This is a genomic window from Pseudomonas extremorientalis, from assembly GCF_024584605.1.
Taxonomy (GTDB): Bacteria; Pseudomonadota; Gammaproteobacteria; order Pseudomonadales; family Pseudomonadaceae; genus Aquipseudomonas; species Aquipseudomonas extremorientalis.
The window spans coordinates 5,596,764-5,620,404 of the sequence record NZ_CP089519.1; the positions used below are offsets into that span (position 1 = coordinate 5,596,764).

At 62.0% G+C, this 23,641-nt stretch carries 24 protein-coding genes; 14 read left to right on the plus strand and 10 right to left on the minus strand.

What is annotated here, in order from left to right; genetic code table 11:
- Window positions 1–164 precede the first annotated feature (164 nt).
- The 4 genes from LUU92_RS25305 (at window position 165) to LUU92_RS25320 (ending at window position 3,685) form a co-directional block, all read left to right on the plus strand.
- Window positions 165–962, plus strand: a complete 798-nt coding sequence (locus LUU92_RS25305) for a hydroxymethylpyrimidine/phosphomethylpyrimidine kinase (RefSeq protein ID WP_092248180.1) — start codon at window positions 165–167, stop codon at window positions 960–962.
- An 18-nt stretch (window positions 963–980) separates the two neighbouring features.
- Entirely contained in the window at window positions 981–1,610 is a 630-nt protein-coding gene (gene thiE / locus LUU92_RS25310) for a thiamine phosphate synthase (RefSeq protein WP_071489910.1), read from the plus strand.
- 11 nt (window positions 1,611–1,621) lie between these two features.
- Window positions 1,622–2,905, plus strand: a complete 1,284-nt coding sequence (gene hemL, locus LUU92_RS25315; RefSeq protein ID WP_071489909.1) for a glutamate-1-semialdehyde 2,1-aminomutase — start codon at window positions 1,622–1,624, stop codon at window positions 2,903–2,905.
- Window positions 2,906–3,130: 225 nt separating this feature from the next.
- A complete protein-coding gene (locus LUU92_RS25320; RefSeq protein ID WP_071489908.1) occupies window positions 3,131–3,685 on the plus strand; it encodes a tetratricopeptide repeat protein in 555 nt (184 codons plus the stop codon).
- Between the two features lie 8 nt (window positions 3,686–3,693).
- Here the strand turns inward: LUU92_RS25320 and LUU92_RS25325 are convergent, their stop codons facing one another.
- Window positions 3,694–4,020 carry a DUF1820 family protein gene (locus tag LUU92_RS25325; protein ID WP_003194436.1) on the minus strand — a complete coding sequence of 109 codons (327 nt, stop codon included), beginning with the start codon at window positions 4,018–4,020 and terminating at the stop codon, window positions 3,694–3,696.
- Window positions 4,021–4,151: 131 nt separating this feature from the next.
- Here LUU92_RS25325 and miaB point away from each other — a divergent pair, with 131 nt between their 5' ends.
- The 5 genes from miaB to lnt all read left to right on the plus strand — a co-directional run bounded on the left by miaB (window position 4,152) and on the right by lnt (window position 9,552).
- On the plus strand, window positions 4,152–5,480 hold the full coding sequence (gene miaB, locus LUU92_RS25330; protein ID WP_071489907.1) for a tRNA (N6-isopentenyl adenosine(37)-C2)-methylthiotransferase MiaB: 1,329 nt from the start codon (window positions 4,152–4,154) through the stop codon (window positions 5,478–5,480).
- 203 nt (window positions 5,481–5,683) lie between these two features.
- The gene (locus LUU92_RS25335; protein WP_071489906.1) at window positions 5,684–6,688 is read left to right on the plus strand and encodes a PhoH family protein; all 1,005 of its coding nucleotides are present in this window, start codon (window positions 5,684–5,686) and stop codon (window positions 6,686–6,688) included.
- On the plus strand, window positions 6,681–7,139 hold the full coding sequence (ybeY, locus tag LUU92_RS25340) for an rRNA maturation RNase YbeY (RefSeq protein WP_093125711.1): 459 nt from the start codon (window positions 6,681–6,683) through the stop codon (window positions 7,137–7,139). Before LUU92_RS25335 ends, ybeY begins: the two co-directional genes overlap by 8 nt.
- Window positions 7,140–7,180: 41 nt before the next feature.
- Window positions 7,181–8,020, plus strand: coding sequence for a CorC family transporter (locus LUU92_RS25345; protein ID WP_010206772.1), 840 nt, complete (start codon window positions 7,181–7,183; stop codon window positions 8,018–8,020).
- An 8-nt stretch (window positions 8,021–8,028) separates the two neighbouring features.
- Window positions 8,029–9,552, plus strand: a complete 1,524-nt coding sequence (gene lnt, locus LUU92_RS25350; protein WP_071489904.1) for an apolipoprotein N-acyltransferase — start codon at window positions 8,029–8,031, stop codon at window positions 9,550–9,552.
- A 62-nt stretch (window positions 9,553–9,614) separates the two neighbouring features.
- Here the strand turns inward: lnt and LUU92_RS25355 are convergent, their stop codons facing one another.
- Together LUU92_RS25355 and LUU92_RS25360 are read right to left on the minus strand one after the other, a co-directional pair.
- Window positions 9,615–10,376: a YdcF family protein gene (locus LUU92_RS25355; RefSeq protein ID WP_071489903.1), complete on the minus strand. Its 762-nt coding sequence runs from the start codon at window positions 10,374–10,376 to the stop codon at window positions 9,615–9,617.
- A gap of 98 nt (window positions 10,377–10,474) precedes the next feature.
- Window positions 10,475–10,792: a hypothetical protein gene (locus LUU92_RS25360; RefSeq protein ID WP_058427763.1), complete on the minus strand. Its 318-nt coding sequence runs from the start codon at window positions 10,790–10,792 to the stop codon at window positions 10,475–10,477.
- Window positions 10,793–11,053: 261 nt separating this feature from the next.
- Here LUU92_RS25360 and leuS point away from each other — a divergent pair, with 261 nt between their 5' ends.
- From leuS to LUU92_RS25385, 5 genes are all read left to right on the plus strand, one after another.
- Window positions 11,054–13,660 carry a leucine--tRNA ligase gene (leuS, locus tag LUU92_RS25365; protein ID WP_222540480.1) on the plus strand — a complete coding sequence of 869 codons (2,607 nt, stop codon included), beginning with the start codon at window positions 11,054–11,056 and terminating at the stop codon, window positions 13,658–13,660.
- 88 nt (window positions 13,661–13,748) lie between these two features.
- Window positions 13,749–14,354 (plus strand): LPS-assembly lipoprotein LptE, encoded by a 606-nt coding sequence (locus LUU92_RS25370; RefSeq protein ID WP_071489900.1) that lies wholly within the window; start codon window positions 13,749–13,751, stop codon window positions 14,352–14,354.
- A 39-nt stretch (window positions 14,355–14,393) separates the two neighbouring features.
- Window positions 14,394–15,431, plus strand: coding sequence for a DNA polymerase III subunit delta (gene holA / locus LUU92_RS25375; protein ID WP_058427766.1), 1,038 nt, complete (start codon window positions 14,394–14,396; stop codon window positions 15,429–15,431).
- 83 nt (window positions 15,432–15,514) lie between these two features.
- Window positions 15,515–15,679, plus strand: a complete 165-nt coding sequence (arfA, locus tag LUU92_RS25380; protein WP_071489899.1) for an alternative ribosome rescue factor ArfA — start codon at window positions 15,515–15,517, stop codon at window positions 15,677–15,679.
- Window positions 15,680–15,740: 61 nt separating this feature from the next.
- Window positions 15,741–17,066, plus strand: coding sequence for a lytic murein transglycosylase (locus tag LUU92_RS25385; RefSeq protein ID WP_071489898.1), 1,326 nt, complete (start codon window positions 15,741–15,743; stop codon window positions 17,064–17,066).
- 111 nt (window positions 17,067–17,177) lie between these two features.
- Here LUU92_RS25385 and LUU92_RS25390 read toward each other — a convergent pair whose 3' ends face one another.
- The 7 genes from LUU92_RS25390 to mltB form a co-directional block, all read right to left on the minus strand.
- A complete protein-coding gene (locus tag LUU92_RS25390; RefSeq protein WP_257102809.1) occupies window positions 17,178–18,098 on the minus strand; it encodes a S66 peptidase family protein in 921 nt (306 codons plus the stop codon).
- A gap of 148 nt (window positions 18,099–18,246) precedes the next feature.
- Window positions 18,247–19,248, minus strand: coding sequence for a lipoyl synthase (lipA, locus tag LUU92_RS25395; protein ID WP_162276411.1), 1,002 nt, complete (start codon window positions 19,246–19,248; stop codon window positions 18,247–18,249).
- Window positions 19,249–19,274: 26 nt separating this feature from the next.
- Complete coding sequence (gene lipB / locus LUU92_RS25400; protein WP_071489895.1) at window positions 19,275–19,922, minus strand: lipoyl(octanoyl) transferase LipB; 648 nt, start codon at window positions 19,920–19,922, stop codon at window positions 19,275–19,277.
- Entirely contained in the window at window positions 19,922–20,203 is a 282-nt protein-coding gene (locus tag LUU92_RS25405) for a DUF493 domain-containing protein (RefSeq protein WP_071489894.1), read from the minus strand. The genes lipB and LUU92_RS25405 overlap by 1 nt, the downstream gene beginning before the upstream one ends.
- 84 nt (window positions 20,204–20,287) lie before the next feature.
- The gene (locus LUU92_RS25410) at window positions 20,288–21,445 is read right to left on the minus strand and encodes a D-alanyl-D-alanine carboxypeptidase family protein (protein WP_071489893.1); all 1,158 of its coding nucleotides are present in this window, start codon (window positions 21,443–21,445) and stop codon (window positions 20,288–20,290) included.
- Window positions 21,446–21,624: 179 nt separating this feature from the next.
- Complete coding sequence (locus LUU92_RS25415) at window positions 21,625–22,623, minus strand: septal ring lytic transglycosylase RlpA family protein (RefSeq protein WP_071489892.1); 999 nt, start codon at window positions 22,621–22,623, stop codon at window positions 21,625–21,627.
- On the minus strand, window positions 22,623–23,633 hold the full coding sequence (gene mltB, locus LUU92_RS25420) for a lytic murein transglycosylase B (RefSeq protein WP_071489891.1): 1,011 nt from the start codon (window positions 23,631–23,633) through the stop codon (window positions 22,623–22,625). The genes LUU92_RS25415 and mltB overlap by 1 nt, the downstream gene beginning before the upstream one ends.
- Between the last annotated feature and the right edge of the window lie 8 nt (window positions 23,634–23,641).

A 23,641-nucleotide genomic window follows, 5' to 3' on the forward strand; every position in this document is an offset into this window, starting at 1 on the left:
AAGGCTATTGGACACCATTGAAATAATTTTTTGAAAGGCTCTAGAACGGTGCTTTCAGCAATATTCATGCACTGACCTGGATTGCTGAAACCTTCCACCCGCGGTGAAAATCCTCTTTCGCGCAACAGCCCCGCCAAAAGCGTTTGGTGGTAAGCTCGCGCACCATGAATATCTACAGCTCTCGCCCTGTTGTCCTCTGTCTCTCCGGCCATGACCCCAGTGGTGGCGCCGGCTTGCAGGCAGATATCGAAGCCCTGCTCGCCCAGGGTTGCCACGCGGCTCCGGCCGTCACCGCGCTGACCGTGCAGAACACGGTCAACGTCAGCGACTTCCGCGTGCTCGACCGCGAATGGGTACTGGCCCAGGCCAATGCCGTGCTCGGCGACTCCGAAGTGGCGGCGGTCAAGCTCGGCATGCTCGGTTCCACCGCGATGGTCGACACCGTGGTCGAACTGCTGCAGGCGCATCCGCACCTGCCGGTGGTGTGCGACCCGGTACTGCGCGCCGGTGGCGGCGGTAGCCTGGGCAAGGACGAGGTCGGTTATGCGATGCGCGAGCGGCTGTTGCCGTTGTCGCTGATCGCCACGCCGAACCTGCCCGAAGCGCGCATCCTCGCCGAGCTGCCGGAAGGCTCGGCAGACGAATGCGCCGAGAAGCTGCTGCCGTATATCAGGCATTTGCTGATCACCGGCGGGCATGGCGACGAGCACGAAGTACACAACCGCCTCTACAGCCGCGACGGCACGCGCCAGACCTTTACCTGCCAGCGCCTGCCTGGCAGCTATCACGGTTCGGGCTGCACGCTGGCCAGTGCCCTGTCGGGCCGGATCGCCCAGGGCGAAGGCCTGGTGAGCGCCGTGCAATCGGCCCTCAACTACACTTGGCGCACCCTGCGTGACGCTGAACAACTCGGCCAGGGCCAGTTCGTGCCGCGCCGTCTGCCGCTGGATTTCTGCTCTTAACAGCACGAGGCCTGCCTGATGAAACTACGTGGCCTTTACGCCATTACCGACAGCCAACTGTTGGCCGGCAAATTCCTCGCCTACGTCGAAGCGGCGCTGGACGGTGGCGTGACTCTGCTGCAATACCGCGACAAAAGCAGCGACGAAGCCCGGCGCCTGCGTGAAGCAGAAAAGCTGCGGGAGCTGTGCTCGCGCTACAAAACCCAACTCATTATCAACGACGACGCCGAACTGGCCGCGCGCCTCGGCGTCGGCGTGCACCTGGGCCAGACCGACGGCCCGCTGACCCCGGCCCGTGCCCTGCTCGGCTCCAAGGCCATCATCGGTTCCACCTGCCACAGCCAGATCGAACTGGCCGAGCAGGCTGCCAAGGAAGGTGCGAGCTACGTCGCCTTCGGTCGCTTCTTCAATTCCAGTACCAAGCCCGGCGCCCCGGCCGCCACCCTCGAAATGCTGGCCCAGGCCCGTGCGCGCCTGCAGCTGCCGATCTGCGTGATCGGCGGCATCACCCTGGAGAACGCCGAACCCCTGGTGGCCCACGGTGCCGACCTGCTGGCGGTGGTGCACGGCCTGTTTGGCGCCGATAGCACCCAGGAAGTCACGCGCCGCGCCCGTGCGTTCAACGACCTTCTTAAAATTTCAGTTTAGAGAGCCCGATCATGTCCCGTTCCGAAACGCTGTTTGCCAATGCCCAGAAACACATCCCCGGCGGTGTGAACTCCCCCGTGCGTGCGTTCAAGAGCGTGGGCGGCACGCCGCTGTTCTTCAAGCATGCCGAAGGCGCCTACGTCACCGACGAAGATGACAAGCGCTACGTGGACTACGTCGGCTCCTGGGGCCCGATGATCCTCGGCCACAGCCACCCGGACGTGCTGGACGCGGTGCGCAAGCAACTGGAACACGGCCTGTCCTACGGCGCGCCGACCGCCATGGAAACCGAGATGGCGGACCTGGTCTGCTCGATCGTGCCGTCGATGGAAATGGTGCGTATGGTCAGCTCCGGCACCGAAGCCACCATGAGCGCGATCCGCCTGGCCCGTGGTTTCACCGGCCGCGACAGCATCATCAAGTTCGAAGGCTGCTATCACGGCCATTCCGACAGCCTGTTGGTCAAGGCCGGTTCTGGCGCGCTGACCCAAGGTGTCCCTAGCTCGGCGGGCGTGCCAGCCGCGTTTGCCAAGCACACCCTGACCCTGCCGTTCAACGACATCGCCGCCGTCGAGCAGATGCTCAATGAAGTGGGCCAGGACGTGGCCTGCATCATCGTCGAGCCGGTGGCCGGCAATATGAACTGCGTGCCGCCCGCGCCGGGCTTTCTCGAAGGCCTGCGCGAACAGTGCGACAAACACGGCGTGGTGCTGATTTTCGACGAAGTGATGACCGGTTTCCGCGTCGCCCTCGGCGGCGCCCAGGCGCACTACGGCGTCACGCCGGACCTGAGCACCTTCGGCAAGATCATCGGCGGCGGCATGCCGGTGGGCTGCTTCGGCGGCAAGCGCGAGATCATGCAGCACATCGCGCCGCTGGGCCCGGTGTACCAGGCGGGCACCTTGTCGGGTAACCCACTGGCCATGGCCGCCGGCCTGACCACCCTGCGCCTGATCAGCCGCCCGGGCTTCCACGCCGAGCTGACCGACTACACCACGCGCCTGCTCGACGGCCTGCAACAGCGCGCCGATGCCGCCGGCATTCCGTTTGTCACCACCCAGGCGGGCGGTATGTTCGGCCTGTACTTCAGCGGTGCCGACGATATCGTCACTTTTGACGACGTAATGGGCAGCGATGCCGATCTGTTCAAACGCTTCTTCCACCTGATGCTGGAAGGCGGCGTATACCTGGCACCGAGCGCTTTCGAAGCCGGCTTCACCTCGATCGCCCACGGCGAAGCCGAGCTGAAACTGACCCTCGACGCCGCCGAACGCGCCTTCGCCGCACTGAAGTAATAGGCCGCAACCATCAGGCACCCCGCAAACGGTGTCTGATTTGCTACTTTGCTTACAGATATTTCCGAGTTTTTCCGAGAATTCACCTGCAATCCGGCAGATAACTTGGCCAAGCAGCAGAAAAACGAGTAAAGACTTTGTAAGCAGAGGCCTGCTTATTTCATAATGCGCGCTTATTGGATCCCCCGAGGGTCCGCGTGCCCCGTCAGAGGTAAGTCGATTCCCATGAAACGCACCGGCCGCACCCTGGTTCTGGGCTGCCTGTTGCTCCTTCAGCCGCTGCTGGCACATGCACAAGCAGGCGGCAACTCGTTGTTAATCCCAGCGATGGGTCGTTGCACCCTCAATACCCAGCCAGACAGCCAGGCCGAAGCCCTGAGCGCGTGCCAGAAGCAGGCCGACGGCGGGGATGCGCAGGCGCAATACGAGTTGGGCGAGTACTTCCACGACAGCAAGAACCCTGCCCGCGACCTCAACAAGGCCTTGAGCTACTTCGAGAAAGCGTCGTTGCAGGGCCATGCCCAAGCGCAATTCCAGTTGGGCAACATGTTCTTCAAAGGCGAAGGCGTGCCGGCCAACAACGTCCAGGCCTACATCGTGCTGAAAATGGCCGCGGTCAACGGCGCTGAAGACGCGCTGGACACCGCCGACGAAGTCGCCGAGCACATGCAGCGCGATGAACTGGAAGTGGCGACCCAGGTGCTGGGCCAGATTTTCCGCAACTACCTTCTGGAACTGCAGAGCGCCGATGGGCGTTCGCCCTTCTCACCGCTGCCCTGACAGCCGCCTTACTTCTCCGGCATTGGCATCGGAAATGGCATCACATTGCTGGTGCCCCGCGCCTCGCTGATCTTCGGCGTGCCCAGGCGCTCGACTTCATCGATGCGCACAATCGAATGCATCGGCACAAAGCTGCGCACCACGCCTTCGAACTGCGCCTTGAGCTTCTCTTCGCCCGGGTCGACGACCAACTGGGTGCGCTCGCCAAAGACGAACTCTTCCACCTCCAGGAAACCCCACAGATCACTTTGATAGATCTGCTTGGCGTACATTTCGAACACCTGGCCCTGGTTGAGGAAAATCACCTTGTAGATTGGAGCTTCACGTTTGGTCATGGTGGGCGAACAACACATCGGGGATATAAAAGAGGGCGCGAACTATAGCATGGCACCCGATGCACAACGCTAGGAACCAATGGGCATGCCCCCTATAATGCGCGGTTCTTTACCACCAGTTGACGATTCCCATGGCCAAGAAGCTTTACATCGAAACCCACGGTTGCCAGATGAACGAGTACGACAGCTCGCGCATGGTCGATCTGCTGGGCGAACACCAGGCCCTGGAAGTCACCGCCCGCGCCGAAGATGCCGACGTGATCCTGCTCAATACCTGCTCGATCCGCGAGCGGGCCCAGGACCGTGTGTACTCGCAGCTGGGCCGCTGGCGCGAATTGAAGCTGGCCAACCCGGACATGGTGATCGCCGTCGGCGGTTGCGTGGCCAGCCAGGAAGGCGCCGCGATCCGCGACCGCGCACCTTATGTCGACGTGGTCTTCGGTCCGCAGACCCTGCACCGCCTGCCGGAAATGATCGATGCCGCGCGCGTTACCAAGCTGCCGCAGGTGGATGTGTCGTTCCCGGAGATCGAAAAATTCGACCATTTGCCCGAACCCCGTATCGATGGGCCAAGCGCCTACGTGTCAGTGATGGAAGGCTGCAGCAAGTACTGCACCTTCTGCGTGGTGCCCTACACACGCGGTGAAGAAGTCAGCCGGCCATTTGACGATGTGCTGTCGGAAATCATCCACCTGGCCGAAAACGGCGTGCGCGAAGTGACCCTGCTGGGCCAGAACGTCAATGGCTACCGCGGCCTGACCGAGGATGGCCGCCTGGCCGACCTGGCGGAGCTGATCCGCGTGGTGGCTGCCGTGGACGGTATCGAGCGCATCCGCTACACCACCTCACACCCGCTGGAGTTCTCCGACAGCCTGATCCAGGCCCACGCTGAAGTGCCGGAACTGGTCAAGCACCTGCACTTGCCGGTGCAATCGGGCTCGGACCGCATCCTGGCGGCCATGAAGCGCAACCACACCGCCCTGGAATACAAATCCAAACTGCGCAAATTGCGCGCAGCGGTGCCGGGCATCTGCATCAGTTCGGACTTTATCGTCGGCTTCCCCGGCGAGACCGAGAAAGACTTCGAGCAGACCATGAAGCTGATCGAAGACGTCGGTTTCGACTTCTCCTATTCGTTCGTCTACAGCCAACGCCCCGGCACCCCGGCGGCCGATCTGGCGGACGACACCCCGGAAGCGCTGAAAAAAGAGCGCCTCAATGCGCTGCAACACCGCTTGAACCAGCAGGGTTTCGAGATCAGCCGACAAATGGTCGGGTCTGTCCAGCGCATCCTGGTCACCGACTATTCGAAAAAAGACCCGGGCGAATTGCAGGGGCGTACCGAGAACAACCGAATCGTAAACTTCCGTTGCGATAATCCGACCCTGATCGGCCAGTTTGCCGATGTGCACATCGATGCGGCGCAGCCGCATTCGTTGCGCGGGTCATTGCGGCAATAATTGCCTGATTAGGTGGGAGGGGGCTTGCCCCCGCTGACGGCGTGTCAGATACAGATGTTTTATCTGAACCGGCGCTATCGGGGGCAAGCGCCCTCCCACATTCTGACCGCACAACATTCCGATGACGTAAGTGCTTTCGCGCACGGGCAGCTGGCGTTATTCTCTCTTTCACCTCAACAGCCAAAGGGCGGCTAAAAACAACCTTGAACGCACCCATAGCAGAACCCCATCGTTTTCTCCTCGAGCCCTTTGAGGCTCGCCGTTTCGCCAATCTGTGCGGACAGTTCGACGAGCACCTGCGCCTGATCGAACAACGCCTGAGCATCGAGATCCGCAATCGCGGCAATCAGTTCGAGCTCATTGGTGAACCCCAACACACCACGTCCGCAGAAAACCTGCTGCGCCGCCTCTACCGCGAAACCAAGGGTAGCGAGCTGTCGCCGGAAACCGTGCACCTGTACCTGCAGGAATCGGCTGTCGAAGACCTGGCCAATAACCCCGTGGCCGAAGCCAGCGTGGCCCTGCGTACCAAAAAAGGCATGATTCGCCCGCGCGGCTTGAATCAGCAGAAGTACGTCAAGGAAATCCTCGGCAACGACATCAACTTCGGCATCGGCCCCGCCGGTACCGGCAAGACTTACCTGGCCGTGGCCTGTGCGGTCGATGCGCTGGAGCGCGAGCAAGTGCGCCGCATCCTGCTGGTACGCCCGGCGGTCGAGGCTGGCGAGAAGCTCGGCTTCCTGCCCGGCGACCTCGCCCAGAAGATCGACCCGTACCTGCGCCCGCTCTACGACGCACTGTACGAGATGCTCGGCTTCGAATACGTGGCCAAGCTGATCGAACGCCAGGTGATCGAGATCGCCCCGCTGGCCTACATGCGTGGTCGTACCTTGAACAACAGCTTCATCATCCTCGACGAAAGCCAGAACACCACGGTCGAGCAGATGAAGATGTTCCTCACCCGCATCGGTTTCGGCTCCACCGCCGTGATCACTGGTGATGTCACCCAGGTCGACCTGCCCAAAGGCACCAAGTCGGGCCTGGCCCAGGTGATCGAGGTGCTCAAGGACGTGCCGGGCATCAGCTTCACGCACTTCATGCCCAAGGATGTGGTTCGTCACCCGCTGGTGCAGCGCATCGTCGAAGCCTACGAGCGCTTCGACCATCGCGACGAAGCACCGGCCAAGGACATTCGCCGCGATGCTTGAGCTAGACCTGCAGCTGGCCACCGAAGCGCCCGCCCCCAGCGAAGCCCAGTTCCGTCAGTGGTGCGCCCTGGCCCTGCGCCAGCGCACCGCCGACTCGGAACTGACCATTCGCCTGGTGGACGAGCCCGAGGGCCGCGAACTGAATCACACCTGGCGCCAGAAGGATTACGCGACCAACGTGCTGTCCTTCCCCGCCGATGTGCCGGATGAGCTGCTGGATATCCCGTTGCTGGGCGATCTGGTCATCTGTGTCGCCGTGGTGGAGCGCGAGGCAAAGGAACAAGGCAAGGAACTTGAAGCCCACTGGGCCCATCTAGTCATCCACGGCTGCTTGCATCTCTTGGGTTACGACCATATAGACGATGAGGAAGCCGAGGAAATGGAAACACTGGAACAAACGTTGCTTGCAGAATTGGGTCATCCGGACCCATATGCCGACGACGAAGCTTAAAAACACTCAACTGTAACAATAAAGGATTCAGAGTAATCGCTATGAGCGAAGACCGATCGAGCAACGGGCAGAAGTCATGGCTGGGTAAACTGACCCAGGCTTTTGCCCACGAGCCGAAAAACCGCCAGGAGCTCTTGGAGCTGCTGCGCGAGGCCCATCAGAACAAGTTGCTGGACAGCGAAGCGCTGGCCATTGTCGAGGGCGCCATCCAGGTGGCTGACCTGCAAGTACGGGACATCATGGTCCCGCGCTCGCAGATGATCAGCATCAAGGCGACCCAGACCCCACGGGAGTTCCTCCCGGCCGTGATCGACTCGGCGCACTCGCGCTACCCGGTGATCGGTGAAAGCCATGACGATGTCATGGGCGTCCTGCTGGCCAAGGACCTGCTGCCGCTGATCCTCAAGGAAAACGGCGACAGCTTCAATATCAAGGACTTGCTGCGTCCGGCCACCTTCGTGCCTGAATCCAAGCGCCTGAATGTGTTGCTGCGCGAATTCCGCGCCAACCACAATCACATGGCCATTGTGATCGACGAATACGGCGGCGTCGCTGGCCTGGTGACGATTGAAGACGTGCTGGAACAGATCGTCGGCGATATCGAAGACGAACACGACGTGGAAGAAGACAGCTACATCAAGCCACTGCCCAGCGGTGACTTCCTGATCAAGGCGCTGACGCCGATCGAGAACTTCAACGAGTTCTTCGACAGCGAATTCTCCGATGACGAGTTCGACACCGTGGGCGGCCTGGTGATGAGTGCGTTCGGGCACCTGCCCAAGCGTAACGAAACCACCGAGATCGGCGCGTATCGCTTCCGCATCCTGAATGCCGACAGCCGTCGCATCCATCTGATCCGCCTGACACCAATTGCCCGCTAAGGAATGACATGCAGCGCCTAACCCGCCCCGGCTGGCCCGGTAATTTGCTGGCCGTGGTGGCCGGCGCCATCACCACCCTGGCGCTGGCGCCGTTCGACCTGTGGCCTTTTGCGCTGGTGGCGGTCGGCCTGTTCTATATCGGGCTGCGGGAACTGAGCCCACGCCAGGCCCTGGGCCGTGGCTGGTGTTTCGGCTTCGGCCTGTTCGGCGCCGGCACCAGCTGGATCTACTACAGCATCCACCACTTCGGCGGCGCTTCGGTGTTGCTGGCGGGGTTCCTGATGCTGCTGTTCACCGCTGCCATCGCCTGGTTCTTCGCCCTGCCCGCCTGGCTGTGGGCGCGCTGGTTGCGTCGCAACGAAGCGCCGCTGGCCGATGCCCTGACCTTCGCGGCGTTGTGGGTGGGCCAGGAAGCATTTCGCGGCTGGTTCCTCACCGGTTTCCCATGGTTGTATTCCGGGTACAGCCAACTCGATGGCCCGCTCACCGGCCTCGCGCCGCTGGGCGGGATGTGGCTGATCTCCTTTGCCCTGGCACTCACCGCCGCGCTGCTGTGCAACCTGCCGCGCCTGCTGGCCGGCAAGCGCAACGCCTTTATCGGTGCCGGCCTGGTATTGCTGGTAGCACCCTGGGCGATCGGCCTGGCACTCAAGCATCACGCCTGGACCAGTCCGTCCGGCGCGCCGCTGAGCGTGGCCGCCATCCAGGGCAACGTCGAACAGAGCATGAAGTGGGACCCGGAGCAGCTCAACGCGCAGCTGGCGCTGTATCGCGACATGAGCTTCAGCTCCAAGCGTGTCGACTTGCTGGTATGGCCGGAAACGGCGGTGCCGGTGCTCAAGGAGTCTGTCGAAGGCTACCTGGGCATGATGGGCAAGTTCGCCGCCGACCGGCACACCGCGCTGATCACCGGGGTACCGATTCGCCAGGAAGTGCACCACCAGAAGCGCTACTTCAATGGCATCACCGTGGTCGGCGAAGGCGACGGTACCTACCTCAAGCAGAAGCTGGTGCCGTTCGGTGAATACGTGCCGCTGCAGGACATGTTGCGTGGCCTGATTGCCTTTTTTGATCTACCGATGTCGGACTTCGCCCGCGGTCCCTCTGATCAGGCGATGCTGCAGGCCAAGGGTTATCAGATTGCGCCGTTCATTTGCTACGAAGTGGTGTACCCGGAATTCGCCGCCGGCCTGTCGGCCCAGAGCGATCTGCTGCTGACCATCAGCAACGACACCTGGTTCGGCCGCTCCATCGGCCCGTTGCAGCACCTGCAAATGGCGCAGATGCGCGCGCTGGAAGCCGGGCGCTGGATGATCCGCGCCACCAACAATGGCGTGACCGGCCTGATCAACCCGTTTGGACAGATCACGGCGCAGATCCCGCAATTCGAACGCGGCATTCTCTACGGCGAAGTGGTGCCGATGCACAACCTCACGCCGTACCTGCAATGGCGTTCGTGGCCGTTGATTATCCTGTGCCTGGGGCTGTTCGGTTGGGCGCTGCTGGCGGGCCGCATGTCCAAAACCGTCTGACAGACACCCCATAACCAATGTGGAAGGGGGCTTGCCCCCCTCCCAGATGTTGATCTGCCGTGTTATCGATAGAACAACCGATAACCCAGCTGCCCCACCGCTTCGTTGATCAACTGCCCGCTGCGCCACACTGATACGAACTCGGGCATCCAGCCACCCAGTGGCCGGGCGTTATCCACGCCCAGGAAGCCCACCGGCGCAGGCACCACGGTGAAACCGGCCTTCTCGAAGCTCCACACCGAACGCGGCATGTGCCAGGCCTGGGTCACCACCACCACGCGCTTGATGCCTTCGGGCAAGAGAATTTCCGCACTCATCTGCGCGTTTTCCCAGGTGGTTCGGCTGCGTTCTTCCTTCCAGCGCACTGTCACGCCGAAGTCATCCTGCATCGATACCGCCATCAGTTCCGCCTCGCTGGGTGGTGTGCCGTAATGCAGGCCGCCGGTAGTCAGCACCGGCAGCCCGGAGGCCTTGGCCAATCGTGCGGCATAGCGCTGGCGCTCCAGGCCGGTCCCCGTCGGCTGATCGGTGCCCCAGGCCGGGTCCCCGCGCTCCCGCCCGGAGCCCAACACCACGATCGCATCGGCGCGCTGCGCCAGCGTCGACCAGTCTTCCCGCGCCAACGGCGGCTCGGTCTCCAGGGCTCGCGCGCCCCACTCCACCATCACCGGCAGGCTGATCAGCCACATACCGCCAAACCCCAGCGCAAAGCAGCAACCCGCCAAGCGTGGCCGGCTGCGCCGAAACCACCAGGCAAGGGCCAGCAACAGCAAAAGAATGCCGGGCGGCAGGAGCAGTTGTTTGATGAAGTAACGAATAGGCATCGGGCATCTCCAAAGATGCCCGAAGCCTAAGGTGTAACGGGGTTTAGCGACAATCTTTACCGTGACATGACGCGAAGGTGTTGCTCTGGGGGAGTGAACTACTTGTAGCGTACGAAGCGGCGTTTTTCCGGGCCGCGACCGACCGACAAGTCCTTGAGCCACACCACCTTGGCAGAGTGCGTGGGCTCCTTGGGTGGCGGGGTTGCCACCAGAGGAGGCGCACCGCGCCCATTCCGTTCCAGATAAGCCTTGATCAGTTCCAGCTCCGCGCGGGTCAAACCGCGCAGTTCCAACTCCACAGGCCGTTCATCACGCAATCGGCCCGCTGTCCTCGCTGCATCCAATGCACGACCCAATCGGTCGATCAGTCCTTCGTAGATTTCCGGTTTCGTTACGATTCGCTGCGATTCAACCATCCCCTCACCTCATTGAAGAAAGACTTGCTCCCCAATAAACAGCGTAGCCCCCGTGGCTGCGCCTGCCCGGCGCCGCGACAGACGGCCCTGCCAGAGCAATCAGGGTTTCCCTCGATAGAGTGGGGTCATGTATGCTACGGCGCTTCCTGTAACTCCACTTCCCGCAGGGTTTGGGCACGGACGCGCCGCTTTTTGGTGTCGATCAACCTGAATGTTGCACCGAAGAGGATTAGGCCACCCCTATTCAGTTCAAAAGTAGCCATGCACGAACAATATCAGCCCCGTGAAATAGAAAATGCCGCCCAAACCTTCTGGGACGAGCACAAGTCCTTTGAAGTCAGTGAACAGCCAGGCAAGGAGACTTACTACTGCCTATCGATGTTCCCTTACCCCAGCGGCAAACTACACATGGGGCACGTGCGTAACTACACCATCGGCGACGTGATTTCCCGTTACCAGCGCATGCAAGGCAAGAACGTCCTGCAACCCATGGGTTGGGACGCCTTCGGCATGCCGGCGGAAAACGCCGCGATGAAAAACAACGTGGCCCCCGCCAAGTGGACCTACGAAAACATCGCCTACATGAAGACCCAGCTGCGCAGCCTGGGCCTGGCGGTGGACTGGTCCCGCGAAGTCACCACCTGCAAGCCGGATTACTACCGCTGGGAACAATGGCTGTTCACGCGCCTGTTCGAAAAAGGTGTGATCTACAAAAAAAGCGGCACTGTGAACTGGGACCCGATCGACCAGACCGTCCTTGCCAACGAGCAAGTGATCGACGGTCGCGGCTGGCGCTCCGGCGCGCTGATCGAAAAGCGCGAAATCCCGATGTACTACTTCAAGATCACCGCCTACGCGGATGAACTGTTGTCGAGCCTCGACGACCTGCCGGGCTGGCCGGAGCAGGTCAAGACCATGCAACGCAACTGGATCGGCAAATCCAAGGGCATGGAAGTGCAGTTCCCGTACAACGTCGACTCGATCGGCGAAGCGGGCGCACTGAAAGTCTTCACCACCCGCCCGGATACCCTGATGGGCGCGACCTACGTCGCCGTGGCCGCCGAACACCCGCTGGCCACCCAGGCTGCACAGAACAACCCTGAGTTGCAGGCGTTCATCGCCGAATGCAAAGGCGGTAGCGTGGCCGAGGCCGACGTCGCCACCCAGGAGAAAAAAGGCCTGCCGACCGGCCTGTTCGTCGAGCACCCACTTACCGGTGAAAAGCTGCCGGTGTGGGTGGCCAACTACGTGCTGATGCACTACGGCGATGGCGCTGTCATGGCTGTGCCGGCTCACGACGAGCGCGATTTCGAATTCGCCACCAAGTACAGCCTGCCGATCAAGTCCGTGGTGCGTACCAGCTCGGGCGACACCAACCCGGCCCCGTGGCAGGACGCCTACGGCGAGCACGGTGAGCTGATCAATTCCGGCGAGTTTGATGGCCTGGACTTCCAGGGCGCCTTCGACGCCATTGAAGTCGCCCTGATCAAGAAAAACCTCGGTGCCTCGCGCACCCAGTTCCGCCTGCGCGACTGGGGCATCAGCCGCCAGCGCTACTGGGGCTGCCCGATCCCGATCATCCACTGCGAAAGCTGTGGCGACGTGCCAGTACCGGAAGACCAACTGCCGGTCGTCCTGCCTGAAGACGTGGTGCCGGACGGCGCCGGTTCGCCATTGGCGCGCATGCCCGAATTCTACGAGTGCAGTTGCCCGAAATGCGGCGCGCCTGCCAAACGTGAAACCGACACCATGGACACCTTCGTGGAGTCCTCGTGGTACTACGCCCGCTACGCCTCGCCGCACTATGAAGGCGGCCTGGTAGAGAAATCCGCGGCCGACCACTGGTTGCCGGTTGACCAGTATATCGGCGGTATCGAACACGCCATCCTTCACCTGTTGTACGCGCGCTTCTTCCACAAGCTGATGCGTGACGAAGGCCTGGTGAGTTCCGATGAACCGTTCAAGAACCTGCTGACACAAGGCATGGTGGTCGCCGAGACTTACTATCGCCGCGAAGCCAACGGCGCTTATACCTGGTTCAACCCGGCCGACGTCGAGCTTGAGCGCGACAGCAAAGCCAAGGTCGTCAGCGCCAAGCTGATCGCCGACGGCCTGCCGGTGGAAATCGGCGGCACCGAGAAGATGGCCAAGTCCAAGAACAATGGCGTTGACCCGCAGTCGATGATCGATCAGTTCGGCGCGGACACCTGCCGCCTGTTCATGATGTTCGCCTCGCCGCCTGACATGAGCGCCGAATGGTCCGACTCCGGCGTCGAAGGCTCGCACCGTTTCCTCAAGCGCGTCTGGCGCCTGGCGCACGCTCACATCAGCCAGGGCCTGCCGGGCAAACTGGACGTGGCCGCCTTGAGCGACGAGCAGAAACTCATTCGCCGCAGCACCCACCTGGCCATCAAGCAAGCCAGCCAGGATGTGGGCCAGAACCACAAGTTCAACACCGCTATCGCCCAGGTGATGACGCTGATGAACGTGCTGGAAAAAGCCCCACAAGTGACTGAGCAGGATCGTGCACTGGTACAGGAAGGCCTGGAAACGGTCACCCTGCTGCTGGCGCCGATCACGCCGCACATCAGCCACGACCTGTGGAACCGCCTGGGCCACAGCGACGCCGTCATCGATGCGCGCTGGCCGGTGCAGGATGACAGCGCCCTGGTACAGGACACGCTGCAACTGGTCATCCAGGTTAACGGTAAACTGCGTGGCCAGATCGACATGCCGGCCACGGCCAGCCGCGAAGACGTCGAGGCGGCTGCCCGCATCAACGAAAACGTGCTGCGCTTTACCGAAGGCCTGACGATCCGCAAAGTGATCGTGGTGCCTGGCAAACTGGTCAATATCGTCGCTAGCTAATCGGATCGGGCGCAGGGTTTGGGCTCTGCGCTGAATAAAGCCTTCAGGGCCTCTATAAGGCCCACATGGTTTCAAGGGGAGCAACAAAATGATCAAACGCAATTTGCTGGTGATGGGCCTTGCCGTGCTGCTGAGCGCTTGCGGCTTCCAACTACGCGGCACCGGCACCAATCAACTGGCGATCAAGGAACTGGACGTCAGCGCCCGCAATGCTTACGGCGATACTGTGGTGCAACTGCGTCAGGTCCTGGAAAACAGCGGCGTGCACGTCTACACCGGCGCGACCTACAAACTGGTGCTGGTGGATGAGAAAGAAACCCAGCGCAGCCTGAGCTACGCCAGCGCCGGCCGTGCGTCGGATATCGAGCTGAGCACGGTGCTCAATTTTGAAGTGCAAGGCCTGAATAATCAGCCGTTGATGGGCGACAAGGTTCAGGTGCAGAAGGTTGTCAGCCACGACGGCAACAACTTGGTGGGTTCGGACTCGGAAGTTGTCCAGGTGCGCAAGGAAATGCGCCGGGAACTGATCCAGCGCATGATGGTTCGCCTGCAGTTCCTGACGCCACAGCAGCTGGAAGCCTTGCAGCAACAAGCTGACAACAAGGCCAAGGCTGACGCCGACGCGCTGAAAGCCGCCCAAGAGTACGAAGACAACACACCGAAACAGTCGCCTGTTGAAGTCCCTGTCGAGTAAGCCGGACGGGGCGCCCCAAGCGCCCCGTTTATCCCGCCTATGAAACTCGCCCCCGCCCAACTCGCCAAACACCTGCAAGGTGGCCTTGCGCCTGTCTACATTGTCAGCGGTGATGATCCGCTGCTGTGTCAGGAAGCCGCCGATGCCATTCGCACGGCGGCACGCCAGCAAGGTTTCGACGAACGCCAGGTCTTCAGCGCCGACGCCAGCTTCGACTGGGGCACGCTGCTGCAGGCCGGTGCGAGCATGTCGCTGTTTGCCGAGAAGCGCCTGCTGGAACTGCGCCTGCCTTCGGGCAAGCCTGGCGACAAAGGCGCGGCCGCCCTGATGGAATACTGCTCGCGCCCCGCTGAAGACACCGTGCTGTTGATCAGCCTGCCCAAGCTTGATGGCAGCGCGCAGAAAACCAAGTGGGGCAAGGCCCTGGTGGAAGGGGCGCAGACCCAGTTCATCCAGATCTGGCCGGTGGACAGCAGCCAGTTGCCGCAATGGATTCGCCAGCGGCTGTCGCAGTCGGGACTGTCGGCGACCCAGGACGCAGTGGAGTTGATCGCCGCCCGGGTTGAAGGCAATTTGCTGGCCGCTGCCCAGGAGATCGAAAAGCTCAAGCTGATGGCCGAAGACGGGCAGATTACCGTCGAGACCGTCCAGGGCGCCGTGGCTGACAGTGCACGCTTTGATGTGTTCGGGCTGGTGGATGCGATCCTCAACGGTGAGCCCGCCCACGCCCTGCGCATGCTCGAAGGCCTGCGCGGCGAAGGTGTGGAACCGCCGGTGATTCTCTGGGCCCTGGCCCGGGAACTGCGGGTGCTGGCCAATATTGCCCTGCAATATAGCCAGGGTACGCCGCTGGACAAATGCTTCAGCCAGGCCAAGCCACCGGTGTGGGACAAGCGCAAACCCTTGATGAGCAAAGCACTGCAGCGGCACTCGGCGCAACGCTGGGCGCAATTGCTGCTGGAAGCGCAACGCATCGACGCGCAGATCAAGGGCCAGGCGGCGGGTTCGCCGTGGATGAGCCTGAGCCGTTTATCATTGTTGATGGCCGGCCAGCGCCTGACATTGCCGGCAGAATAGTCCTACCTCTCGAAGGGCTTTACAGCGGCGCAACATCGGCAGATGATTTGCACCGTTTCAACCACCCAACGAGAGTAACGACCATGAGCAAAAAGCCATCCAAGCATGGCCCCAACAAGGCCAAATCCATCATCGCCCAGCCACTGTTCCGTAGCCGTCAGGAACGCGCCGGCAAGGGCAAAGGCAGCTACCGCCGCGAAGCCTTCCAGTCTAAAAGCTGGGAGGCTTCTTACTTTCTGGCTGCCTGAAGGCAAGCAGCCCTCTGGCATGATAAGGTCTGCACCTGATTTGCAATCCCTGGACCTGTGCATGCCCTCTAGTCTTTCCCGTCGTTGGCACTTTCGCCAACTGATCGCTGCCTCCAGCCTCATCCTGCTCGTCGCCTGTGCGGAGAAACCCACCGCCGCCGACGCTCAACCGCTGCCCAAGCTCCAGACCGCCCCTGCGGTTGCGCCCGCTGTCGTGGCCCCGCTGGCTGTGGATAATCTTGATATCCAGCCGACCCAGACCTTCGCCGAATGGCAGGCGGCCTTCCGCGTGCAAGCCCTGCAGGCCGGCATCACCGCCGCCGTGTTCGACAACGCATTCGCCAACGTTACCCCCGACATGGCGGTGATCCGCGCCGACCGCAGCCAGCCGGAGTTTTCCCGCCCGGTGTGGGAATACCTCGACGGTGCCCTGTCGCCCGTGCGCGTGCGCAACGGCCAGGCGTTGCTGGTCAAGTACGCCGACATCCTGCAAAGCATCGAACAACGTTATGGCGTCGACCGCCAGGCGCTGGTGTCGGTATGGGGCATGGAAAGTAACTTCGGCCAGTTCCAGGGCAACAACTCGGTGATCCGCTCGCTGGCGACCCTGGCCTACGAAGGCCGCCGCCCGGCATTTGCCCAGGCGCAATTGCTGGCGGCGCTGCAGATCATCCAGCACGGCGATATCCAGGCCGACCAGATGAAAGGTTCCTGGGCCGGCGCCATGGGCCAGACCCAATTTATCCCAACCACCTACAACACCCACGCCGTCGACTTCGATGGCGACGGTCGCCGCGATATCTGGAACAGCCCGTCAGACGCCCTCGCCTCCACCGCACACTACCTGCAGAGCTCCGGCTGGCAGAAAGGCCAACCGTGGGGTTTCGAAGTGAAACAACTGCCGGCGAACTTCGATTACGCCCTGGCCGATGGCGGCATCCGCAAGACGGTCGCAGAATGGCTGAAACTGGGTATCCAACTGCCGCCAGGCGCAAGCATGCCGCCCAACGTCGACCAACTCTCAGCTGCGCTGCTGTTGCCGGCCGGCTACCGTGGCCCGGCGTTCCTGGTGCTGGATAACTTCCGTGCGATCCTCAAGTACAACAACTCTTCGTCCTATGCACTGGCGGTTGGCTTGTTGTCGGAACGCTTTGGTGGCGGTGGAGTGATTCGTGGCGATTGGCCGAAGGATGAGCTGCCATTGAGCCGCTCGCAGCGCATCGACTTGCAGACGGCCTTGAGTGCCAACGGCTATGACGCGGGCAACCCGGATGGGATTATCGGCGCCAATACGCGCAAGGCGATTCGTGCGGCGCAGCAGGCCTTGGGCTGGCCGGCGGATGGGTATCCGACGGTGAAGCTGCTGGAGTCGTTGCAGAATCGATAGATCTGCCTATGGCGGCTATCGCTATCGGGGGCAAGCCCCCTCCCACATTCCAACAGCACTCCATTGTGGGAGGGGGCTTGCCCCCGATGACGGACTGACAGACTAAAAAGCTCAGGCTTTGAACACCACATCCTGCTCCAACACCACCCGCTGCTCCCCCGCATCCAACCGCACCAATGCGCCCATCGGCAACGTCAGGTTCGGGTCGCAATGCCCACTGCGCCAACCGGACAACACCGGGATGCGCAATGGCTCGAAGGTCTGCTTGAGCAAGCGCTCCAGCGCACCCTGATCTACACCCGCCACGTCCCCTACCAGCACGCCGGCGACCTGCTCCAGCTTGCCCGCCAGGCGCAGGTGCGTCAGCAGGCGGTCGATACGGTAGATCGGCTCGTTGACGTCCTCGATCAACAGGATGATGCCATCTGCGTCGATCTCAAAGGGTGTGCCCATGACTGCCGCGATCATCGACAGATTGCCACCCAGCAAGCGTCCACAGGCAATGCCAGGCTCGATTGTGGTCAGCGGGTACGCCACGGGGTGCATCAACTCGCTACCAGCGCCCAACTGGCCGCGCAGCATGCCGAACAATGAAGACTCGGTAGGTGGTTGCTTGTCGCCCAAGAGATCGGCGTTGAGCATCGGCCCATGGAAGGTCACGAAGCCGGCGTAACGGCTGATTGCCAGGTGCAGCGCGGTGATGTCGCTGTAACCCACGAAGGGTTTGGCATTGGCGCGTAGCAGGTCGAAGTCCAGGCTATCGAGCAGGCGCGGCGTGCCGTAGCCGCCACGCAGGCAGAAGATGGCGTCGATTTCAGGGTCGGCGAAAGCTTTGTGCAGGTCGTTGAGGCGGGTTTTATCGCTGCCGGCGAGGTAGCCGTCGCGTTCATAGACACCCGGGAAGATGCGCAGGTCGTAGCCGCGGGTGCGCATCCATTGGCCGGCTCTTTCAACGTCCAGGGTCGCGGGGCCGGCGGGGGCGATCAGGGCGATGGTGCCTTCGCTACGGAGGGCAGGTACTGCAGCGGTCATCCACGACTCTCCTTGGCTAACGCGAAACAACTGTGGGAGGGGGCTTGTCCCCGATGGCGGTGTATCAGTATCAGAAGTGCTGACTGACAGTCCGCTATCGGGGGCAAGCCCCCTCCCACATTAACCTGCGGTGCCGCTCACAGCGCTATCAGGAAACCAGGCTTGCCTTGACCAGCTTGGCCTGCTCGTCCGCATGGTACGAAGAACGCACCAGCGGGCCAGACGCCACGTTCTTGAAGCCCATCTTGTAGCCTTCCTCGGCGAACCAGGCGAAGGTGTCCGGGTGCACGAAACGCTGCACCGGCAAGTGGCTGCGGGACGGTTGGAGGTACTGGCCGAGGGTCAGCATGTCGATGTCGTGTTCGCGCATGCGCTTCATGACTTCGATGACTTCTTCGTCGGTCTCGCCCAGGCCCAGCATCAAGCCGGACTTGGTCGGGATGTGCGGCATCATCTGCTTGAATTTCTGCAGCAGGGTCAGCGACCACTGGTAGTCCGAACCCGGACGCGCGGCCTTGTACAGGCGTGGCACGGTTTCCAGGTTGTGGTTGAACACATCCGGCGGCTCGGCTGCGGTGATTTCCAGCGCCACGTCCATGCGACCGCGGTAGTCCGGCACCAGGGTTTCGAGCATCACGTTCGGCGACAGCTTGCGGATTTCGCGGATGCAGTCGGCAAAGTGCTGGGCACCGCCGTCACGCAGGTCGTCGCGGTCTACCGAGGTGATCACCACGTACTTGAGGCGCAGGTCGGCGATGGCGATGGCCAGGCTTTCCGGCTCGTTGACGTCCAGTGGCTTCGGACGACCGTGGCCAACGTCGCAGAACGGGCAACGACGGGTGCAGATGTCACCCATGATCATGAAGGTGGCGGTGCCGCCGGAGAAGCACTCGCCCAGGTTCGGGCAGGAGGCCTCTTCGCAGACGCTGTGCAGCTTGTGTTTGCGCAGCAGCGCCTTGATACGGTCGACTTCCGGCGAAACCGGGATGCGCACGCGGATCCAGTCGGGTTTCTTCGGCAGTTCGGTGGTCGGAATGATCTTCACCGGGATGCGTGCAACCTTCTCGGCGCCGCGCAGCTTGACGCCGGCTTCTACCTTGGCACGCGGGACCGGGGCTGGGCGTTCGGTAACGTCCACCGTCGGGATCATGGTTTGCACTGCATCAGTAGTCATAATCAGTCGATTCCGCCCGTAAGGGTCGTCTGCTCAGCATAGTCGAGGTGTTTGACGAGCTGCGCACGCAGCCGGGCACTTACCTCGGCAAATTTAATCGGTGTGGCGTGGTCGCTCAGTTGCGTCATCGCCAACCCGGCATAGCCACACGGGTTGATCCGCCGGAACGGTGCCAGGTCCATGTCCACGTTCAGGGCCAGGCCATGAAAAGAGCAACCGTGGCGGATCCGCAGCCCCAGGGAGGCGATCTTCGCGCCATCAACGTACACACCCGGCGCATCCGGCTTGGCCGCAGCAGTCACTCCGTAACTGGCCAGCAGCTCGATCAGGCAAGCCTCCATGCGGCTGACCAGGTCGCGCACGCCAAACCCCAGCTTGCGCACATCCAGCAGCAAATAAGCCACGAGTTGGCCGGGCCCATGGTAAGTCACTTGGCCACCTCGGTCGACCTGCACCACCGGAATTTCCCCCGGCAGCAGCAGATGTTCGGCCTTGCCGGCCTGGCCCTGGGTGAACACGGGCGGGTGTTCCACCAGCCAGATCTCATCGGGGGCCGACGTGCCGCGCTCATTAGTGAAGCGCTGCATGGCGTGCCAGACGGGCTCGTAGTCCATCCGGCCGAGCTCGCGAAAGCCCAGAACCTGTGACATCACAGCACCATGTGCACGAAGCCGGTGGCCCGCAGTTCGCTGTTGATGTTGTAGAGCTGGTCCTGATCCGTCGCAACGATGTGCAACTGGATCGTGGTGTATTTGCCGGTGGAGCTTTGACGCTCGTCCACGCGGTTGTCATTGATCGTCGCGTATTTGCGAACGATCGCGAGAATCGTGTCCTTACGGCCCACGCCGGTATCGCTGATCACCTTGACGGGATAATCCGTCACTGGGAATTCGATCTTGGGCGCCTTTACTTCTGCTTCTTTATCGGTCATGGCGTAACGGCCTCGTAAGCGTAAGCCGTGGCGACGGGCAAAGCCCCGCGTCGGATCAACACGGGGCTTTGCAGGTGCACACAATCAGTTGAACAGGCTGTAGAAGAATAGACGGATGCTATCCCACACGCGGCGGAAGATACCACCTTCGTCGACGGCGTCCAGGGCGATCAGGTCGGCGCTGTGCACCACCTTGTCGTCCAGCTTCACTTCGACTTTACCGATCACGTCGCCCTTGGCGATGGGCGCAACCAGTTGCGGGTTCATGGTCATGCTGGCAGCCAGCTTCTTCAGCTGGCCTTTAGGCATGGTCAGGGTCAGGTCTTCAGCCAGGCCAGCCTTGACTTGGGAGGTAGCGCCCTTCCACACCGGCGCGGTCGCCAGCTCAGTACCCTTCTGGTAGAAGGTCTGGGTTTCGAAGAAACGGAAACCGTAGGTCAGCAGTTTCTGCGTCTCGGCCGCACGGGCCTGCTCGCTGTTGGTGCCGAAGACTACGGCGATCAGGCGTTGGCCGTCGCGCACAGCGGACGACACCATGCAGTAGCCGGCTTCTTCGGTGTGGCCGGTTTTCAGACCGTCGACGGTCTTGTCGCGCCACAGCAGCAGGTTGCGGTTAGGCTGCTTGATGTTGTTCCAGAAGAACTCCTTCTGGGAGTAGATCGCGTAGTGCACCGGGTCGACACGAATGATCGCGCGCGCCAGGATCGCCATGTCGTGCGCCGACGAGTAGTGCTCCGGGTTCGGCAGGCCGGTCGGGTTCATGAAGTGGCTGTTGGTCATGCCCAGGTCGGCCACGGTTTTGTTCATCATGTCGGCGAACGCGTCTTCGCTGCCGGCGATGTGCTCGGCCAGGGCGACGCTGGCGTCGTTACCGGACTGGATGATGATGCCGTGCAGCAGGTCGCTCACAGTCACCTGCGAACCCACCTTGATGAACATCCGCGAACCGCCGGTACGCCAGGCGTTTTCACTGACGGTAACCGGGTCGTTCTCGCCGATCTGGCCGCGACGGATTTCCAGGGTCGCGATGTAGGCGGTCATCAGTTTGGTCAGGCTGGCCGGTGGCAGGCGCTGGTCACCGTTGTTCTCGACCAGCACGTTGCCGCTGGCGGCATCCATGAGGACCCAGGCCTTGGCAGCCAGTTGCGGGGAAGCCGGCACCATTTCAACCGCCCAGGCGGCCGGGGTGATGATCAGCGAAAGAAGCAGGCACGTGCGTTTGGCTAAGGTGGTGATGTTCATCCGTCTCTCGAAATTGCTTATGGAAACTTGCCCTCGCGGGCAAAACTTATTCAGACAGCCCGCTACCAGACTGTCACGTGTTCGGTTGCCCGCTCACCCCTTGCCCCCGGGTTTTTATTGTTCAACGAGCCAACAACCACAGCCCTGCCCCGCACACGGGCCAGAACCATCAATTCTGTTTATTCAGCGGTGACCACGCTGGGTTGCCCCAGGTTGGCCAGGCGCACGCTGTTCTGCACTTGCGCCACTTCGCTCGGCGAGCCGATCGGGCCCATGCGCACACGGTGCAATGTCTGCTGGTTACGCACGATGGAACTGATGAAGACCGGCGCGTTGACCATGCTGCTGAGCTTGGACCTTAACAGTTCTGCCGCATCCGGGTTGGCGAAAGCGCCCACCTGCAAGTATTGGCCGCCAGCCAGCGACGCGCCCTGGGCAGCCTGCGGCACAGCCACGGTGTCCGGGGCGTGCTGCTGTGGCGGCGGTGTCCACTGCTCGACCTTGCCGGCCGATGCGGTAATTTGCGGTTGTGGTGTCTGCGGCTCGTTGAGCATCAACGGCGCCGGCTTGCCGCGCTGGGCCCAGTACTGCGCCGGGTCGATGCCTTCGACCTTGACCCGCGCAGTGCCGGTTTCGGCGTAGCCGAGTTTCTTGGCGGCGGCGTAGGACAGGTCGATGATACGGTCCGAGTAAAACGGGCCACGGTCGTTGACGCGCAGGATCACCGTGCGGTTGTTGTCCAGGTTGGTCACCCGCACATAGCTCGGCAGCGGCAGGGTCTTGTGCGCCGCACTCATGCCATACAGGTCATACACTTCGCCGTTGGCAGTGTTCTGGCCATGGAACTTGGTGCCGTACCAGGACGCCGTGCCCGATTGCACGTAGGTCTTGGAGTCCTGCAACGGGAAATAGGTCTTGCCCAGCACGGTGTACGGGTTGGCCTTGTAGGCACCGGTGTGCAGGGTGGGCGTGGCGTCCGGGATCTTCGACACATCGACATCCCACCACGGCGCGCCGTCTTTGTGCGCACGGTTGATGTCCAGGCCCGGCTGGGAACGAACTGCGGTGCCCCCGGACTTCTGCGCCGGACCGCGGCTGGTGGAGCAACTGACGACCAGCAGGGACAACGCGACGAACGCCACCAGCTTGAGCGGTTGATTGAACGGCGATGCCCGCATTACTTAGTGCCCCGTGCTTGGACCAGCATGTCTGACAGCTGATGCACGGCCATGGCGTACATCACACTGCGGTTATAACGCGTGATTGCGTAGAAATTCTTCAGGCCCATCCAGTATTCCGGGCCGTTTTCGCCCTCAAGGCGGAATGCCGTGACCGGCATATCGTCAGGCAGCGCATTCTGACTCGACCAGCCCAGCGCCCGCAACTCCCCGACCGTCTTGGCCGGCTCGATGCCCTGAGTCAGACCTTCATCGACGCGGTCCCCACTGACATCGGCGCGGATCACCACCGGCTCGCCGGCGACCCAGCCATGGCGCTTGAAGTAGCTGGCCACGCTGCCGACGGCGTCGTCGGGGTTGCTCCAGATATTGATATGCCCGTCGCCGTCGAAGTCCACTGCATAGGCGCGGAAGCTGCTCGGCATGAACTGCGGCAAGCCCATCGCACCGGCATAGGAACCTTTGAGGCTCAGCGGGTCGACCTGCTCTTCGCGGGCCAGCAGCAGGAATTCGCGCAGTTCCTTGCGGAAGAACTCGGCGCGGGGCGGATAATCGAAGCCCAGGGTCGACAAGGCGTCGATCACCCGATAGCTGCCGGTATTGCGCCCGTAGAAGGTTTCAATGCCAATGATCGCAACGATGACCTGGGCCGGCACGCCGTACTCCTGCTCGGCGCGGGCCAGCACGGCCTCGTGCTGGCGCCAGAAGTCCACACCACGGGCCACGCGGGCGTCGGTGAGGAACATCGGGCGATATTCCTTCCACTGCTTCACACGTTCGGCGGGGCGCGAGATGGCGTCGAGGATCGCCTGCTTTTTCTGGGCTTCGCGGAACACGCCCATCAGCTGTTCACCGGCGAAACCATAGTCGCGGGTCATCTCACCGACAAATTCGGCGACCTGGGGTGAACCATCATAGTCACCGGCCTGCGCCTCCTGCGTTGCGCCCAGCAGCCCAATCAGGCCCATCCAGGACGCGTGCCGAGTCGCCCAGCCGCGCATTACTTGCATTGACATCT

Bases quoted from the DNA above. Each gene is read 5' to 3' on its own strand.
- LUU92_RS25305 (WP_092248180.1), top strand. From the start codon at position 165: ATGAATATCTACAGCTCTCGCCCTGTTGTCCTCTGTCTCTCCGGCCAT.
- thiE (WP_071489910.1), top strand. From the start codon at position 981: ATGAAACTACGTGGCCTTTACGCCATTACCGACAGCCAACTGTTGGCC.
- hemL (WP_071489909.1), top strand. From the start codon at position 1,622: ATGTCCCGTTCCGAAACGCTGTTTGCCAATGCCCAGAAACACATCCCC.
- LUU92_RS25320 (WP_071489908.1), top strand. From the start codon at position 3,131: ATGAAACGCACCGGCCGCACCCTGGTTCTGGGCTGCCTGTTGCTCCTT.
- LUU92_RS25325 (WP_003194436.1), bottom strand. From the start codon at position 4,020: ATGACCAAACGTGAAGCTCCAATCTACAAGGTGATTTTCCTCAACCAG.
- miaB (WP_071489907.1), top strand. From the start codon at position 4,152: ATGGCCAAGAAGCTTTACATCGAAACCCACGGTTGCCAGATGAACGAG.
- ybeY (WP_093125711.1), top strand. From the start codon at position 6,681: ATGCTTGAGCTAGACCTGCAGCTGGCCACCGAAGCGCCCGCCCCCAGC.
- LUU92_RS25345 (WP_010206772.1), top strand. From the start codon at position 7,181: ATGAGCGAAGACCGATCGAGCAACGGGCAGAAGTCATGGCTGGGTAAA.
- lnt (WP_071489904.1), top strand. From the start codon at position 8,029: ATGCAGCGCCTAACCCGCCCCGGCTGGCCCGGTAATTTGCTGGCCGTG.
- LUU92_RS25355 (WP_071489903.1), bottom strand. From the start codon at position 10,376: ATGCCTATTCGTTACTTCATCAAACAACTGCTCCTGCCGCCCGGCATT.
- LUU92_RS25360 (WP_058427763.1), bottom strand. From the start codon at position 10,792: ATGGTTGAATCGCAGCGAATCGTAACGAAACCGGAAATCTACGAAGGA.
- leuS (WP_222540480.1), top strand. From the start codon at position 11,054: ATGCACGAACAATATCAGCCCCGTGAAATAGAAAATGCCGCCCAAACC.
- LUU92_RS25370 (WP_071489900.1), top strand. From the start codon at position 13,749: ATGATCAAACGCAATTTGCTGGTGATGGGCCTTGCCGTGCTGCTGAGC.
- holA (WP_058427766.1), top strand. From the start codon at position 14,394: ATGAAACTCGCCCCCGCCCAACTCGCCAAACACCTGCAAGGTGGCCTT.
- arfA (WP_071489899.1), top strand. From the start codon at position 15,515: ATGAGCAAAAAGCCATCCAAGCATGGCCCCAACAAGGCCAAATCCATC.
- LUU92_RS25385 (WP_071489898.1), top strand. From the start codon at position 15,741: ATGCCCTCTAGTCTTTCCCGTCGTTGGCACTTTCGCCAACTGATCGCT.
- LUU92_RS25390 (WP_257102809.1), bottom strand. From the start codon at position 18,098: ATGACCGCTGCAGTACCTGCCCTCCGTAGCGAAGGCACCATCGCCCTG.
- lipA (WP_162276411.1), bottom strand. From the start codon at position 19,248: ATGATCCCGACGGTGGACGTTACCGAACGCCCAGCCCCGGTCCCGCGT.
- lipB (WP_071489895.1), bottom strand. From the start codon at position 19,922: ATGTCACAGGTTCTGGGCTTTCGCGAGCTCGGCCGGATGGACTACGAG.
- LUU92_RS25405 (WP_071489894.1), bottom strand. From the start codon at position 20,203: ATGACCGATAAAGAAGCAGAAGTAAAGGCGCCCAAGATCGAATTCCCA.
- LUU92_RS25410 (WP_071489893.1), bottom strand. From the start codon at position 21,445: ATGAACATCACCACCTTAGCCAAACGCACGTGCCTGCTTCTTTCGCTG.
- LUU92_RS25415 (WP_071489892.1), bottom strand. From the start codon at position 22,623: ATGCGGGCATCGCCGTTCAATCAACCGCTCAAGCTGGTGGCGTTCGTC.
- mltB (WP_071489891.1), bottom strand. From the start codon at position 23,633: ATGCAAGTAATGCGCGGCTGGGCGACTCGGCACGCGTCCTGGATGGGC.